The sequence below is a fragment of the Pseudomonas sp. PH1b genome, assembly GCF_000633395.1.
Lineage (GTDB): Bacteria > Pseudomonadota > Gammaproteobacteria > Pseudomonadales > Pseudomonadaceae > Aquipseudomonas.
In genome coordinates, this window is record NZ_AYMU01000008.1 from 226,318 (window position 1) to 241,502 (window position 15,185).

General features: G+C 56.1%; 10 protein-coding genes and 2 pseudogenes. 6 read left to right on the forward strand and 6 right to left on the reverse strand.

Going from position 1 to position 15,185, the window contains the following annotated elements; all coding sequences use genetic code 11:
* Positions 1 to 13 precede the first annotated feature (13 nt).
* The 4 genes from U873_RS36115 to U873_RS0115320 form a co-directional block, all read right to left on the reverse strand.
* Positions 14 to 1,048 carry a ComEC/Rec2 family competence protein gene (locus tag U873_RS36115; protein ID WP_115658609.1) on the reverse strand — a complete coding sequence of 345 codons (1,035 nt, stop codon included), beginning with the start codon at positions 1,046 to 1,048 and terminating at the stop codon, positions 14 to 16.
* Positions 1,048 to 2,526: a hypothetical protein gene (locus U873_RS36670; RefSeq protein WP_157838086.1), complete on the reverse strand. Its 1,479-nt coding sequence runs from the start codon at positions 2,524 to 2,526 to the stop codon at positions 1,048 to 1,050. Before U873_RS36670 ends, U873_RS36115 begins: the two co-directional genes overlap by 1 nt.
* Complete coding sequence (locus U873_RS36120) at positions 2,523 to 3,731, reverse strand: caspase family protein (RefSeq protein ID WP_157838087.1); 1,209 nt, start codon at positions 3,729 to 3,731, stop codon at positions 2,523 to 2,525. Before U873_RS36120 ends, U873_RS36670 begins: the two co-directional genes overlap by 4 nt.
* A gap of 454 nt (positions 3,732 to 4,185) precedes the next feature.
* Positions 4,186 to 5,967 carry a hypothetical protein gene (locus U873_RS0115320; RefSeq protein ID WP_025129098.1) on the reverse strand — a complete coding sequence of 594 codons (1,782 nt, stop codon included), beginning with the start codon at positions 5,965 to 5,967 and terminating at the stop codon, positions 4,186 to 4,188.
* A 345-nt stretch (positions 5,968 to 6,312) separates the two neighbouring features.
* Here U873_RS0115320 and U873_RS34385 point away from each other — a divergent pair.
* The 5 genes and pseudogenes from U873_RS34385 to U873_RS0115350 all read left to right on the forward strand — a co-directional run bounded on the left by U873_RS34385 (position 6,313) and on the right by U873_RS0115350 (position 10,190).
* Positions 6,313 to 6,629 (forward strand): annotated as a pseudogene (locus tag U873_RS34385) (type II toxin-antitoxin system PrlF family antitoxin).
* Positions 6,629 to 6,832: pseudogene (locus tag U873_RS35250) on the forward strand (type II toxin-antitoxin system YhaV family toxin); the annotation flags it as partial. The pseudogenes U873_RS34385 and U873_RS35250, both read left to right, overlap by 1 nt.
* A 795-nt stretch (positions 6,833 to 7,627) precedes the next feature.
* Positions 7,628 to 9,181, forward strand: a complete 1,554-nt coding sequence (locus tag U873_RS0115340; protein WP_025129101.1) for a hypothetical protein — start codon at positions 7,628 to 7,630, stop codon at positions 9,179 to 9,181.
* A gap of 2 nt (positions 9,182 to 9,183) precedes the next feature.
* Positions 9,184 to 9,792 carry a hypothetical protein gene (locus U873_RS0115345; RefSeq protein ID WP_029978421.1) on the forward strand — a complete coding sequence of 203 codons (609 nt, stop codon included), beginning with the start codon at positions 9,184 to 9,186 and terminating at the stop codon, positions 9,790 to 9,792.
* Positions 9,793 to 9,812: 20 nt separating this feature from the next.
* A complete protein-coding gene (locus tag U873_RS0115350; protein ID WP_157838088.1) occupies positions 9,813 to 10,190 on the forward strand; it encodes a hypothetical protein in 378 nt (125 codons plus the stop codon).
* Between the two features lie 245 nt (positions 10,191 to 10,435).
* On the opposite strand, the gene U873_RS0115355 is transcribed toward U873_RS0115350, so the two are convergent.
* Entirely contained in the window at positions 10,436 to 10,813 is a 378-nt protein-coding gene (locus U873_RS0115355; RefSeq protein ID WP_025129104.1) for a hypothetical protein, read from the reverse strand.
* A 69-nt stretch (positions 10,814 to 10,882) separates the two neighbouring features.
* Positions 10,883 to 13,123 (reverse strand): TonB-dependent siderophore receptor, encoded by a 2,241-nt coding sequence (locus U873_RS0115360; RefSeq protein ID WP_025129105.1) that lies wholly within the window; start codon positions 13,121 to 13,123, stop codon positions 10,883 to 10,885.
* Positions 13,124 to 13,676: 553 nt separating this feature from the next.
* On the opposite strand from U873_RS0115360, the gene U873_RS0115370 reads away from it, so the two are divergent.
* Positions 13,677 to 14,921: an MFS transporter gene (locus U873_RS0115370; protein WP_025129107.1), complete on the forward strand. Its 1,245-nt coding sequence runs from the start codon at positions 13,677 to 13,679 to the stop codon at positions 14,919 to 14,921.
* The last annotated feature ends 264 nt before the right edge of the window (positions 14,922 to 15,185 follow it).

Here is a 15,185-nt window from a genome sequence, read left to right on the forward strand (position 1 = left end):
CGCATCCATCCTTTTATGCAATGTCTATTGAGATATAGCCATCCTGACCATAACAAAGACCAAAAGAATAACCCCCAGCAAAGGGATTTTGCCAGTATGAGGTGAACTTCGAATTGTAATTGAAATACAGTGTGGTTTTCTTTGGCGACCCTGCAATTATTCTGGCAATCGCCTCTTTATCTGGATGCTTAAACTGGCTGCCATTTGTCGAAACGGCCCAGTTACTGCATTGCAACGCTCGAACAAGCTCCAGCGAAGTATTCCCTTGGCTTCCATGGTGAGAGGCTTTGACGAGAGAGAACCCCCCGAGATCAGGGTGCATTTTTCGATAAATAACCAACGAATCCAAGAGTCGCTGAACGTGGGCATCACCTGTCAAAAGAACATGTTTACCTTCGAACTCAGCTACGACCGCGATGCTGGTACCGTTAGGTTTGGCCGAGTCTTTTCTAAATACTTTACCCGCAAGGAAATCTATATCTATTGGAGGGGGGAGACCGAACGCCTCCCAGTCTTCAGGCACTTCCTCCAGCGCATAATCCCAGGACTGTATAATCGCCGAAAGCTGTTTGGGTTCAGGAGAAAGGACGGTTAGTACCAGGCCGCCGGGAAGGGGTATGACGGGGAGAACCTCATCTAATACAGCCACGGGATTACCATTGGCAAACTGATTATTCGGTATCTGATATTGATTGATCAGTCGACTTAGACGTTCGCCATCCCGCGGCCCAAATTCCTCGTATCCCGGCGCAAGTGGCTCTTGTTCGAGGTCAACCCTGGAATTAAACCAGACCTCCTTTATCAGTTTTCTCGTTTTTGTATTTTTTAGCAGCTCAACCGCACCTTCGATATGATCGCGATCAATGTGCGTAACAATCAGCAGTTCGAAAGCGCCCTCTTTCAGTTGGTGCCGGTCGACATACGCACTGATACTTTCAGCGGTTGCTGAACGCCCACCGTCGATAAGGATTCTTCGAATAGTTTCATTGCCCCAACTTAGAATTAGACAGTCACCTTCACAGGCCGGAAGAAGCTCTAATTTAAACATCAGCCCCTCAGCAGCGGTAGACTCAGTGAATGTTTTGGAATTTTAATGCCAAACGACTCTTGTTTATTCAAGCGCTTTGTCTGAGCCGGAGCAAGGTTAAGCGATTTATTGATCGCAGGCTTTTTTCGATTGTACGGTGCAGACGAACCGTCTGGACGGCACTGGGGAATGATGAATGAAGTAAATGCTTGCTCCAGATCCACAGATCTTGCAACGCCACGAATCATTTTCAAATATTCATCACAGATCGAGCAGCCAATAGACGTCTGTTCCAGGCCTTCAATTAACCAAGTAACTCCAATTGTAAAAAACGGGATTCCACGCTGAATGGAATCATAAAGTAAATCATGAGCTTTGCTTATATTTTCCATCCCGCCCTTGCGCAGCAACCATCTGGCACGAAGGATTGCACCGTCGGGAAACTCTGGAAAACGCTCAGAAAGATTACTTAACCACCACGGCCAATTTTCAGCCTCATCATCCTGTTCAGTAGACATCAGTATGTACCCACCTACTGCGGCAGCAAGGGGATTCTCGGACTTTCCAAACAAGGCGTCTTTTGCCTGTTTGATTATTTCACTTGCCAGATATAACCGACCACTGCTCATATACGCCAACAAACTGCCCCAACGGGCATCGATCAAAAGTGGCGTGCAGTGCAAGCGCTCTCCATTAGTTTGCGCAATGATTTCAAATTTTTTTGAACCAGGCCTTGTGCCAAACTCACCCCATGGCCACGGGAGAGAGACTATGCGCAATTCATATGCGCTACTTATTTCTACATATACTCTTTTACCCCCGACATGGATCGAGTGAAATTGTCGCCTTTCCTGTGAAATCAAACTGATGCGCGCAGACAGTCCGTCGGCACCTTCTTCTTGTTGAACAGTCAGTCCGGCTTCACTTTCTCGTAGTGAAAAAATATCGACATTAACATCCTCTCGATGTTGATATCGTTTCATCAGCAATTGAAACCAGTCACTCCATTTCGACGGATCAAATATGCTCTGTGTACTTTTACTGACTAACATGCTTCCAACAGAAACCTTTAACTCGCGATGCAGTTCATGGTTTGGCTCATCCAAAGATTTTCTAGGACGCTTTCTCGGAGGTGATCCACGCCCTACAAAATTTGATCCGTTATTGAAATTGGTGGATGTGTCGCATCCAATTAAGACAACCTTGTGTGTTTTACCCGGCTTAACGTCGACTTCTGCAGAGAGATGCTCGCCGGAAGGAAGGATGGCTTCAATATCGTACTCACCGATATCCAGGCTCACCCTCGTATACATGTCAGAGTTCATGGAAATAGGGGCGATGGAAGTTATCATTTTACGTTTGCCATCACCGCGCCGACCGGCGCTGTCATCCAGAGATTCAGTTACAGGGCGAAACTGGACTGGCACGCCAAAGCGAACATCTTCCCCGTCATACAACTGAACACGCAGTTCTACCTTCCCTTCTGTTCGTGCTGTCATGTCAAGCTAGCCCTCTTCCATGTTGGCGCGGAACGTTGCTGTGTTTTGGCAATTTCTATTTCACCCTGTTTTAGAGTGAAGCTATATCTGCCAAATGGAAGCTCCAACTCGATTTCATAGTCGTTGGCATTACATGATCGAATCTGCGGTTTACCTCGGAGTTCGTAATGAATATCGCCAGGCCCACAAGCCTCCCCTCCCGTTCGAACAAGGTATACCGGCGAGACCGGATTTTCACGCAGGTAATGGAAATCAAATGCTCTAGCCTCACCACTCTGAGGCTGCTGTGGGGTTTTGAAGTGGGGTGACGTCAATCGAATTGATTCATGCGCCATCGCCTCTAATAGCGAATAGTTGTTCACTCTCCAATCAGTTTCTCCATTGTCATCACGTGCAGCCATACCGCGCATCGATTTTAAAAAAGCGGCAGTAAAAATACTGACACCATCCTCTGGAGCAAGTGCGGGCAGTTCGTCTCCGGTCGAGAAGATCAGCGGTGCATTGACCCGGGTTTTAAATCCTTCTCGTGGGTCTGCCTTTGCATGGACGGGAGTGCGCCCGATAGCCGCATCCGGCGCGAGCAGCGCACCGTGAGGTCGTCGACAGGTATCGATGAAATAAATCTGTTCTGCGGCCGCACAAGTAGCCATCCCGGATACGAATGCACCGAGATCTAGTGCGCTATCCCATCGAGCGCGACTTTTAAAATTGAAGTCGGACATCAATAGGGATGAGATTCTCCCTTGACCATATCCATGTCCGCAGAAGACGAAAACCAGTCGATTACTTTCGTCAGTATTTCCTCGCTCAAACCATGCATCAGCAGCTTTAGCGAAATTTTCATAATCAGGTTTTGGTACCACCCAGTTTCCAGAGGCTGTCTCGAAAGGCACATTGGTATCGTCACTGATGAGCAACGCGACGGAACCGAGCGGTGCCGGTGGATAGTGATATTCGTCAATGAACCAACGTGCCAAGGCTCTGGCCGAAACAGGAGGGGATGATAGTTGTCCAAGTTCGGCTTCTTCAAAAGAATCAGGACCACCATCGATGAAATAGGGATAGTGCCCTACCCCGACAATAAATACATGAGTGCTCGGCCGAACAATTTTGGTGTCATGTACAACGCAGTCTGATGCAGTGCTGATCGAGAGGATTCGTTGCTCGTCTTGTGGCCCATGCTCTTGCATTTGGTCAGCGTCCATTACTTGCCTCTTCACATAAATCTTTCTTTGCCTGCATCCACCGTGCTCCGAATGGGCCCTTTGGATGCTAGCACATTGAGATTGCGGCATTGAAGAGCATCACTCCGCCCAGACAGTTACGACTAATTCACTCTTCTAACTGTTGAACAACAATCTGCCCTGGATTTGGCAGGTCGAGCCGACCCTACGCCTGACCGACCTGCAATCCTCACCTCGGTGCCCCTTTCGGAACCGTGCTTGCCACTACGATGCGACCGCCCAGCAGGCGCGGAATGACGGCTTCCATGTAGTAGCTAGTCTATAGCGCCAGCTGGTGCGTCTGAAGTTGCCGTGGTAACGCTCCACGATCATCCGCGGCGCTGACTGAGCTTGCCTCCTTCGCACCGACTGAAGAAGTGATGATCCTGTCGCCGCCTGCGGGCCATCATGTGCAGCGGCCCTTGAGGGGGTCCGCCTAAACCCGTTGGTGCGGACGTCTACCGCCTCGGTCCCGAGCCAGGATCCGGCAGAGCGGAGTATTGATCGCTGCGAATGAGGTGATGACGCCGTCCAGCACAAAATCAAGTGCACGACCGTATCCCTGGTGCAAGGACGCACTATCGAACCCTTGATCCTGGAGTTTTTGCAAGGACTCGCCCACAGAGTCGTGGGCATCGGCAATACGCAGGTCGTTAGCCACGAACAGCATCGCCAGATCAGCATTGCGATCATCCCAGCCTTCGGGCGGCTCAGCGCGCTTGAAGGCGTCAAGCGCCTCTTCGTCCCCCTCCAGACGCTGCAGGACATTGAGTAGCGTTTGCAGCAATTTCAAGCTGGCCCTGTTGGCGATTTGGGCGCGGGGTATACCTGCAGCGTGTAGGAGCTGTTTGAGGAAACCGTTGGGGAGTCGCTGCCAGAGCTCATGGATAGACTTGCATCGCGCTAAAAACGCCTGCTGTGTCATCGCTAACGGGGCAACTTGGGCGAGCTTTTCCAACTGAGGGTAATGTAACCATCCATTGTCTTTGATTTCGTTGCGCTGAAAACCGATCACGTCTTCAGCGGCCTTCGCGATGCCTAGGTGGCTCGCAAGTGCTGACAGGTTGTCGGCTAAGGTCAGCAACTGAGCCAATAGCCGGTCGACCTTGGCGACGATATGTTCTACGCCTAGGTCAAGGGCGTTAATCTGGTTGGGCGTTAGCGCATGGACATGCGCATGCAGAATTTCTCGGTCAGGCACCCCCTTGTACAGGTCGCGCAGTTGTACCCTGATCAAATTACGACCGACGCGTTCGCAGCCGGTGAACGCCCACTGCCCCAAATAGGACGGACTACAGTGCCAGAAACCGTGGAGGTTGACCGGTGTTGTGTCGTAGAAGTGGTTCTGTTCATAGCGCTCCAAGAATTGGTCATCCAGATAGACCGTGGCGGCATTGAAGATGTCGTTGGCTCGGGCGTGCGTGACAGCGCCTTGGATGCCCGGCCAATGCAGACCTTCGGCGGTCTGTTCCAGCGACAGCTGACAGGACACCGCCTCGACTGTGGCCCACACCTGCAAGAGCAGACCGCCACCGTTCGCACGGACATCCCCGTCCAGCCAGCTTCCAGGCCCACCTAGGTCAACGAATGAGCGTCCGTTCATCCAGGCTCGCAATTCTGCCCCGTCCTCAAGCTGCGCTTTGAAATAAAATTGACGAACTCCTAGTCCCCCACACAGCCACAGGTAGCGGCGCAAGTAGTCATTGGACATACGCCATTGCACATGCCGGGAAGCCTTGAAGTAGTACTGTGCGGAGATCTCGCCTTCGGCGACGTTAAACTCGGGCAGTCCCAGGTCGTCATAGGCTAGACGCTGTTGTTCATTGCCGAAACAGCGCGGGGTCAGTCCTAACGCCATCCAGACCTTTTCCGCCAGGTGATAAGTGTAGAACGATCCATTGCTCCAGGACGCGACGATGTAGTCGTGGCCGCTCACGCTGGGCGAAAACCCTTTCTCGCTACCCTTGTCGCGCAGGATCGGGGTCGAAAAAGCCACCTGACCTTGATCCATGTGCAGGATCGGCACGGGTTGCCCGTCGTCAGGAACGACAGCCATAAGCATGTACACCTCCTCCTGCGGTCCGTGGAGGTCATTTTCCGTGAAACAACTGACCTCGCCCCGCAGTTCGGGATCGGTGCCGATGGGCAGCAGCAGATCGCGTAATCGCGCCGGCAGCAGGTGTTCTGGAAGCGGAAAGGCGGCAAGATAATCCATCATGGGCGGGTCCTTTGTCGCGCTAAGCACGGTGCTCGGCCAGCATCTCGGTTAAAGTTGGTCGCTTGGCTTTTGGCCATCACGGGGGGTTGCCATTCACTCAGCGCTACTAAGGCGTCTTGCTCGGTCGGAACGAACCACCGTAGCAGGGGGAGCGATCAGTTGTTCGCCCTAGTTGTGGGCTCGGACGTGGACCGATGCCGCTGATCGTGTCCCGGGAGGTGGTGTAACTCATCTTGCGGCGCTACTGAGCGTCCGCCCCGCATATGCTTGATCAGCAAAAAAACCAAAATTGACCACCCAAGGATTATTCTTTACCACTCAATCAATACATCCGGGAGAACGCTCATGCCTGCCATCCACGAAATCGCCACATTGACCTCGGAGGGCAGGTCACTCTGCCCAAATCCGTTCGCCAGCTTTTGGGCATTGACACTGGTGGCAAGATCGCATTCGACGTACGCGCCGGGGAAGTCGTGGTCGCCCGGGTAGACGCTATCCGTGAAGACCCTGCCATCGGTGCGTTCCTTGGTTTGCTGGAGGCTGATATCCGAAGCGGACGCAACATCACCTCACTGCCAGAGGACCTGGCGCAAACCATGCTCGCCAATGCGAACCACAGGGTAGATCTGGAAGAAGATATCGACGGAGAGGTCGCGATCTGATGCTGCGACATGGCTGGACATTAGGTGTAACTTTACAGCTACGCAAATGACAAGAAGCCGCCGCCCCGGCCGAGCAGAACGACCCGCAAGGTTTTGAAAACAACGCCAACGTGAAGCTATTTCGGGCATTGGGCCATCTGATCATGGAGGCTGTACCGACCAACCCGAGCCGTGATGAGTTCTGCCAAGGCAACACGCTGGGCACCCACAGCCCCACCCTCGGTGTTTCCACTGTAATCCACTCGTAGCTGCTGTAAAAAGGGGTACATCTGGGGATACAAAACCAATTTTCCATCCGTAACCATCTGATTTATATGAATTTCCTAATGTTCCTTGGTGATCCGGATAGTCTTTAGGCATCGTCGAGTAAGCTGCGAATCTGACTTCTTCAGGATCTTGCCCAAGTGCGATATCGCAAACGCACTGGGGTATTTCGCCAAGTACGAGCGCCCCGACCTAGCTACCCAGCGCAGGCTGACGCTGGCCAAGCAGCTCAAGACCGTGCCTGCCAAAGGGCATGATTCTCCCTGTTGGGCCGACAATTTCGTCTGGCCGTTTTACGGTGATGGTTCGTCGCTGAAGGCAACGAGGCTTCGCGTCCTTGCTGAGGTTATCGATCTGTAGGGAAGATCTCTTCTCATCGCCAACAGAACGAGCTCTACGATGCTTTCCTGGCTTGGGCCGACGACGCTGCTGATGGCAAAGCCGTACCTGAATTCCGCCTGCGTGCGAGCGAAATCGCCAATGTCCAGGAACACCACAGGCCAACGGCATTGGCGCGCGCCATCAGCACTCTGAGCCCGACCGTGGTACCTGGCTTTCCTGCTACTTCCCTCCTTGCAAACCCAAAGCCCCCGACTATAGTTCGCAATAATGGCTATTAGCCTCCCCTCCCCCTAACCACACGGCTCCAAACAAACCCCGAACAACACTGCGATTCAAACTGAACCCGGTGCGTACCCGCGCCCTCGTGAACTGGCCCCTGGCAGGAGCATGACTTGAAGATCGACCCCGCGAGCGCTCGTCTTGTTGCCATGGTGAGCCTGTTGCTTAGCACGACAGGTTGCGGCTCCCTCTATCTGCATAACGAACTCAGGGAGAAACAGGCTACTGAGGCCAAGACAGCCTGGGCCCAGGTAGACACCGCAGCGGTAATTGCCAGCGAACGCACCAATCTGGCCCAGTTGCTGAATGCTGAACTTGATACCCAGGACAAACTCGCAATGGCCATTCGCGACCAGCAGCTGCGATCCCTGGTCGACAGCGCGTCGATCACCCAGACGCTTTATGACGGCCTGGACAGGCAGATGGGGCGGCTGGGCGCAACCGACTCGGCTGCGACCACACGGGCCATGCAAGATGCGCAATACCAAAAGCAGACGTGGACCAAACGGTTGGCCAGTGCCAACGAGACGTGGTCCCAGGTCAGCCTGCTCAAGCCTGCGCCCCAATGCGCGGATCTGACGGCCGATGGCGCCGCTCAATCTACACCGCGCAGCGTCGCAATCACCGCAGAAGTGACGGTCCTGCCGACAGACACCCCAGAAACCAAAGGCCGTAAAGCCCTTGCCAAAGAAACGTTGAAGCAAATCCAGGCACTGTGTTCAGCTCAGCCAACCTCCATTCCCTATAGCAAGGTCGGTGGTGCAGTAAGTACGGCTTACCAGCGGCTTGAGCAAGACAAAGCCCAAGCAGCATCAGCCCAAGCCACGTTGGCCATTCAGGCGAGCAACTACGAAGCGGCGAGCAAAGCCTATACCGAAGCGCTTGCCAGCAAAGCGCCCAATGCTCAGGAAAAGGTCAAGGCGGCCTTTGCAGATCTTGAAACAGCGATTCAACTCCTTGAGAGCTCTCCCGACGCGTTGTCGCGACAGTTCATTTCCAAGAAACGGCTCGAGTCACTCGACAGCTTCGTCGATGCGGTCACCCAGGCCAACAAGGACGGCAAGCTTCCCGAGGGGGCGAACAAGGCGACCGTGGCGTTCGTCATGTTCCCCAAGTTGGCAGACGATGCGCAGAAATCACTGAACGACGCGAAAGCCCCGCTGGCCTTGCCCCTGCTGATTCGACGCAATCAGGAGCAACTGCAGCTCGAAGCGGTGAACCGTGAAGTAGCGGCTCGGAAGGCCATGCTCAGGATTGGAGAAGCGTCGCTGCAGGCGACGGTAGAGCAGTTGCACCAGTTGGACCAGGCAAGAAAAGCCCTGGATCAGGTGGCTGACAACGCTCATGTCAAAGGAGCCACAACCGCCAATGCCTTCAAGAACACCACGCCACAGGAGCGGGAATATCTCTACAGGGCTGTCGTCCTGTACCTGGATGCCCTCAACCGTCTGGAGGGCCGGCGCATGAAACTGGAGTACCAGTACATCGCTGCCCACCACGAGCTGCAGCTAGCCTATGCGGAGGTCAACGCCAAGCAATGGTCATCGTTGATCGGCTCGACGGTGGAACAGGTATCCGCCGCCAGCGCCGGCGGAATCAAGTCGGACAACGTGGTGGCGTTACTTGGGCTGCTGGGGATCTTCTACATCGGCAACGGGGTGAACTAGCCATGCCAGGTCGAACCGCCACTCACTTGCCGTGCGCCCTTGGGTTCCTGCTGCTTATCGCGGGCATCACCACGCTGCAAGGCTGTAACACCCCGCAAGCGCTGCTGGACCAGGCAAACCAGGGCGCCTCGCTGTCCCTCTCGCTGCAAACGGAAATGGCCAACTTTCGCGCAGTGCAGGCGGCCATCGCGCAGCAAAGGCTGGACTCGATACGCACACAATTGAGCAGCATCGCCACCTTGCAGAGCGAGACCGACTTCGAGGAACGCCTGCGCAAAGCTGCCGGCACCGCAACAACGGCCGCCCTCTACAGCGAACTGCACACCCTCACCGACAGCCGTATGGCTGACGAGAAACAGCTCCAGCAGCAACTGCTACAGATCGATACCGACCTGGCCAAACTGACCTCGCCTTTGCCCGACACCGCACAAGCGCTGGGCAATACGCAAAAGGCACTGGCGGTGATGGGCGATGAGCTACCCGTCAAGAGCCGCCTCGACGCCGTTGCGCAGTTTGCCGGGGATATAAAAAAGAGCATCGAAGACAACAAGGAAAAGATTGAAGCGGCCAAGGGAAACTCACCCAAACCGCCCAGCGTGGCCACTGAGTAAGCCTGTTTATTGGAGCGCACATGAATACGATGAGTCACTGCACGCCAGAGCAACAGTTGAGCTTTCTCCAACTGTATTTCGCCACCGTCGACTTGCTCACGGAGGCCCAGGAGAAATACCGCCGCCTGATCGATCAAGTCGCGGACATCAGCCAGCGCAGCCATTACCGAGCACTGCTGCTCGAATCCGAACGTGACCTGGAGCTGATGAAAAACCAACGCCGCGCGTTTCTGACAGACCAACTGGCCATCAGGCCGCCAAGCCTCAGTACCGTACAGAACACCATCATCAATGCGGAAAAACTCGCGCAGACGATTGCCGATGTGGCGAATGCCAACGCCATCATCAACCTGGCGAGCATGGGGCTAATGGCTTTCAACGCGGTCCTCACCGCCTAGGGCGTCCCCGCGTCCACTGCATGGGAGAAAACCCATGAAAAACATAGGCTCTCGATGAGTTGTCATGGAGCATTGGCCATGGCTTCTCCCCCCCTAAGGCCAAGTCAAAATGGCCTTCGGCGATTTGCGAGAGTCTTTTAGGGAATGGAGCCTGAGTCTTTCAGGCCGCATCAGCTCGGCTCAGCGCCATCCAGAATCCACAGCCAGATCTACATCTGCTCTGCTCCATCGTCTTCCAGGAGATTTCAGCCACCCCGGTGCTGCTTCAGGATGCTCCAGGCTTCCTCGTTAATCCGGTAGTTCTTATCAGCCTGAAGCAGGATGACGCCCTCGGCGCACAGGCGTTTCAGCACTTCGCGCACACGGGCAGATGTCATCCCGGCCGATACCGTCCCTAGATAGGCATGCACTCCCCGGACGCTTACCGCACGCCCCTCCAACGCGGCGGCGATCAGCGCGTTGAGAACCTTGAAGCGGATAAGGCTGGTACGCAGGCCATAGACTCGAAGCAACTCGCGGATGTGCCCATTCGGGCTGCGATCACATTCGATTGCCAACCGCTGGGTCAATGTCCGCAAGGGTGAAGGCATGCCTGCTGCCGCAGAGCCCGAGCTGTTCAACACGCGAAACTCCCTTTTCGATTGGACCAGATGAGGTTGCAACTCTTGCTGTGGCAACCCCTCCCGCAGCGGTCAGAAGTCAACGGTGGCCGACAGTTGCAACGTGCGCGGATAACCTTGGGAGAATGCGCCATACGAGGCAACGCCGGACCAGTACTCACGATCAAAGACGTTTTGCACCGTGGCGCGGAACGTCGTCGGCCGGCCTTCGATCTTGGTGGCATAACGCGCGCCGGCATCGAAGCGTGTCCAGGCATCCAGCTCCTGGGTATTGGCCTGGTTAACGTATTGGCTGTCGGTGTAAATCGCGCCGCCGGTCAGGGTGAAACCTTCAAGCCAGGGTGTATCCCATTCAGCCCAGAGGTTGGCTTGTACGTCAGGCACACCGACCGGCTTGTTGCCACGGTTGGCCACGGTCGCCGAATCGGTCAATTCGCCATCAAGCAGCGTCACGCCCCCCATCAGGCGCGTGCCGGGTGCAACTTCGCCGAACATGCTCAACTCGATGCCGCGGTTGCGTTGTTCAGCCTGCACAGAGAACAGGTTACCGGCGCCGACTTCGCCACTGGGTTTCTCGATCTGGAACAGCGCCACGGTGGTCATGAGGGTGCCGTGTTCATACTTGACCCCCAGTTCGTGCTGCTTCGATTTGTACGGGGCGAATGTCTCACCGGCATTACTAGCCGTGCCGGGGGCAATGTCTCCTTTGCTCAACCCTTCGACATAGTTGTAGTAGAGCGAGACCTCCTCCCAAGGCTTGATCACCACGCCAACCAGCGGGGTTGTGGCGCTGTCGTTGTATTTCGAACTGACCGAACCCGCTGGGTTGTAGTTACGAGACTCGATGTCCTGCCGACGCACACCCAGGGTCAACTGGAAGCGCTCATCGAACATCAATAGTGTGTCGGTCAATGCGACGCCCGACAGCTGCGATTCGGAAATGCGCAGCACTTTAGGCGAATTGATGTATTGCTGCGGCACCTCGACCGGATGGTAAATGTTCGAGCGAATTTCAGTGCCGTTGTTGATTCCGCGGGACAACTCGTCCTGGTACCGGGTTGCCATCAAGGTGGTCATGTGGCTGACCGCACCAGTAACGAACTCACCGCGCAGACCCACATCGACGGTCGATCGATCAACGTTGAATTTGTAGTAGCCGGGAATATTGCTGGTATCACCGGCCTCGTTGAGGATTCTCGGTACCTGGTCAGACATCCGCTTGACATCCGATTTGCCGCCACCGGCATGGGCAAACAGGCTGAGCGTATCGCTCAGGTCATATTCACCACCGAGCAATGCCGACTGCTCCTTGGTGTCCGACCAGCCCCACTTCTGCGGCAGACTGGTACGGCCATTCGGCGCGGAAGGAACCTCAACGCCTGGCGCTATGGTGAACGGCCGCGAGGCGCCCTCATAGCTCTCTTTCTGGCTGATGAAGTCCAGATTCAAGCGCAAGCGCTCGCCACGATAATCGAGGGCAATGGCACCGATGCCCAAATCTCGGTGCTGGTCATTGACGGCCGTATCTCCACCTTGCAGGTTGCCGTTGAAGCGCACCCCGAACTGATTCTCCGAACCGAAGCGGCGGCTGATGTCCAGATGACCTCCCACCTGGGAATCGGAGGCGTAACTGCTGGTCACCCGGGTCAAGTCCTCGTCCAGCGGGCGCTTGGGAACGATGTTGATCACTCCACCGACACCGCTGTTCGGCGAGATGCCGTACATCAGTGCACCCGGCCCCTTCAGCACTTCGACACGCTCGGCGTATTCGGTAAATACCCGGTAGTTGGGCGCTACCCCGTACACACCGTCGTAGGCCAGCTCTCCGAGGTTGCCTTCGCCGACGGGAAAACCACGGATGAAAAACGAGTCGACGATGCCTCCCGTCTGACCGGTCGAACGCACCGACGGATCACGCTCCAGCGCATCGGCAACGGTGACTGTTTGCAGATCGGCCAGGGTCTGGGCGGTGTAGCTGGTGACACTGAAGGGGGTGTCCATCACATCCTTGTTGCCCATCATGCCCAGCCTGGCACCGCGGGCGACCTGGCCGCCGGCGAGCACCTCCGGCAGCGACGTCGGGCCGCTGTAATAGCCATTGATCGTGGTGGAGTCGAGCATCAACCCAGGGTTGCTGGAGTCGGTCGGCGTCGCCGCTGGAGTGTTTGCAGTCTTGTCGGCGGCAACCTCTTGTTGCTCGGGGCCCGCGGCCCAGGCACTGGCGCTTCCGGCGACCAACACAAAATTCAGCATGGCGGTACGAATGGCGAGTGCTAGCACCCGCTCACCACAAGGACGACTGACAACAGGCATGACGTGAGGATCCTATTCAGCATGGGTAATGGTTATTACTCCTATTGCCAGTCGACCCGCGAAAAAGTATCACCCGCGGTAAAGTTTTTTGACTTGAGCGGGTCGAGTCACGCCATGCGGCTGTTCCAGCAAGATCAGGGTCACCGGCAATGGGGGCCAAACCCATAACGAGGGGGATATGGAAATATCTTTGCGCACCGGGTGCTGTTTTCACCCAAGGTCAAGACGGGTAGTCTGCTGTCCCGCGGTCTCATCGAAACGCTGTACATCTTCGTATTCGGCACGGTGTTCCTCACTCGTCAACACCAAACAAACCTGTGACTGACCAAGGAACAGGGTGTGATCAACTCTTGGTTGTGGGAGGTCCTGTGGGACGAGAGCGACCTTGTCTTCAAGGCCATGCGCGAGCGTGTCGCGCTGGCATCGCGGGAACCGCAACCTCAGACAGCTCCATGGCCGTGCCCCTTGCTGCCCAGGCGGTTGGTGCAGTGCAGCCACTGTCGCCAACCCTCTCCGGCCTGCCCGCTCGCTAGCCTTTGATCGAGGTCGATTCATGTCCCATGCAGGTGTCATTCAGGGTTCGCGAGTCTGGGTCCTGATTTATCTTCTCTTTGCCATCCAGCTGGTTTCCATGGGCGCGATGGAAATGAGCGGGCCATTCTGGCCTCTCCACCTGCGAGGACTCACCACCTCGGAATCGCTTTTCAGCTTCGCCAGCATCGCCGTGTACGTCGGGCCGATGCTCGGCATCATGCTGAGCAGCGCATTCTGGGGCCGCATAGGGGACCGCTATGGCCACAAGCTGATGATGATCCGCGCGCTCGCCGGTTTGTCGCTGACCCAACTGGGGCTGGCTCTCTTCAGTGATATCTGGGCCATTCTGATCCTGCGGTTCCTGCAAGGCGCCTTCGCCGGCTACATCGCTCCGGCACAGGCGTATGGCGTCAGCATCGAGGCCCCGTCGCGGCGGGCGCGGCTGTTCGCCATCCTGCAGATTTCAACCAACGTCGGCTCGTTGCTCGGTGCAGTCGTCGGTGGCTTGATCCTCGATTACGCAACGTTCTTCTGGATCAACATCACGGCCTCGGCGCTGTGTGCGGTGTGCACGCTAATCGCGGCAGTCACCTTGCCGAATGTGCCACCGGTGAAGCGAGCGCCGGTCATCGACAAGGCCTCGCCGGCCGCTCGCTGCGCCAGTCTCTGGCAAGGTTCAGCGCTGCTGCCGCTGCTCAGTGTGATGGGCATTCTGCTGCTGGCGCGGATGCTACCCCAGAGCGTTTTCTCACTGTATGTCAGCTCGATATTCGAGGTGAGCCACTCAGTGGTCGGCTTGTGCTACGGCTTGCTGGCGTTGGGCTTTATCCTTTCTGCCACGGCATGGTCGCGGTATTTCGAACACCGCAGCCAGCAGGACACACTGCATCGGATCAGCTACATCGTCATGGGCTGTATCGCCCTGACCGCCGTGGCGGGCATCACCCGTAATCCCCTGGTGTTTGTCATCGCCTACTTCATCTGGGGTGTATTACTGGGTGCCACGACCCCCGTGCTGATGGCGCTGATCTCGAAAACTGCCGACAACTCGCGACAGGGCCAGGTACTGGGGATCGCCCAGGGCACTGCCCAATTCGCCTCGATCGCCGGCATTTCTGCGGGCGGCTTGCTCAGCCAGGCCTATGGCTTGCAGTACACCTATCTGTTCGTGTGCCTGGCCTACCTGGTGGCACTGATTCCGTTGATGACGCTGCGCTACCGCCCTGCAGCAGGGCAGCCGAACCCTGCCTCGCCAGAGGATTGATCTGCTGGCTTCTGCTTTGAAAACCAGCGTACTGAAGTGGTCCCGCGCTGCCGATCCCTTTCAACGCTCCGGCGCCTGATGCCGCCCTTCTCGACCTGCATGCGCTGCTCCAGCGGGCAGTCGCCGCCCTCAACAGTCGCGCCGATGCACCAGGTATCGAGCCCCGGAAATGCGCCAACAGCGTGTCGCACATCCACCCGATGAACACTCCACGGCGTTGCCTGCCAAGCGCCTTGCAGGGATGCCGTTCGGCGCTTGCGTCCT

What these genes read in the sequence shown, in the direction of transcription:
- U873_RS36670 (WP_157838086.1), bottom strand. Translation starts at nt 2,526, where the DNA reads ATGACAGCACGAACAGAAGGGAAGGTAGAACTGCGTGTTCAGTTGTAT.
- U873_RS0115350 (WP_157838088.1), top strand. Translation starts at nt 9,813, where the DNA reads ATGAATACGATGAGTCACTGCACGCCAGAGCAACAGTTGAGCTTTCTC.
- U873_RS0115370 (WP_025129107.1), top strand. Translation starts at nt 13,677, where the DNA reads ATGTCCCATGCAGGTGTCATTCAGGGTTCGCGAGTCTGGGTCCTGATT.
- U873_RS36115 (WP_115658609.1), bottom strand. Translation starts at nt 1,048, where the DNA reads ATGTTTAAATTAGAGCTTCTTCCGGCCTGTGAAGGTGACTGTCTAATT.
- U873_RS0115360 (WP_025129105.1), bottom strand. Translation starts at nt 13,123, where the DNA reads ATGCCTGTTGTCAGTCGTCCTTGTGGTGAGCGGGTGCTAGCACTCGCC.
- U873_RS0115345 (WP_029978421.1), top strand. Translation starts at nt 9,184, where the DNA reads ATGCCAGGTCGAACCGCCACTCACTTGCCGTGCGCCCTTGGGTTCCTG.
- U873_RS0115320 (WP_025129098.1), bottom strand. Translation starts at nt 5,967, where the DNA reads ATGATGGATTATCTTGCCGCCTTTCCGCTTCCAGAACACCTGCTGCCG.
- U873_RS36120 (WP_157838087.1), bottom strand. Translation starts at nt 3,731, where the DNA reads ATGGACGCTGACCAAATGCAAGAGCATGGGCCACAAGACGAGCAACGA.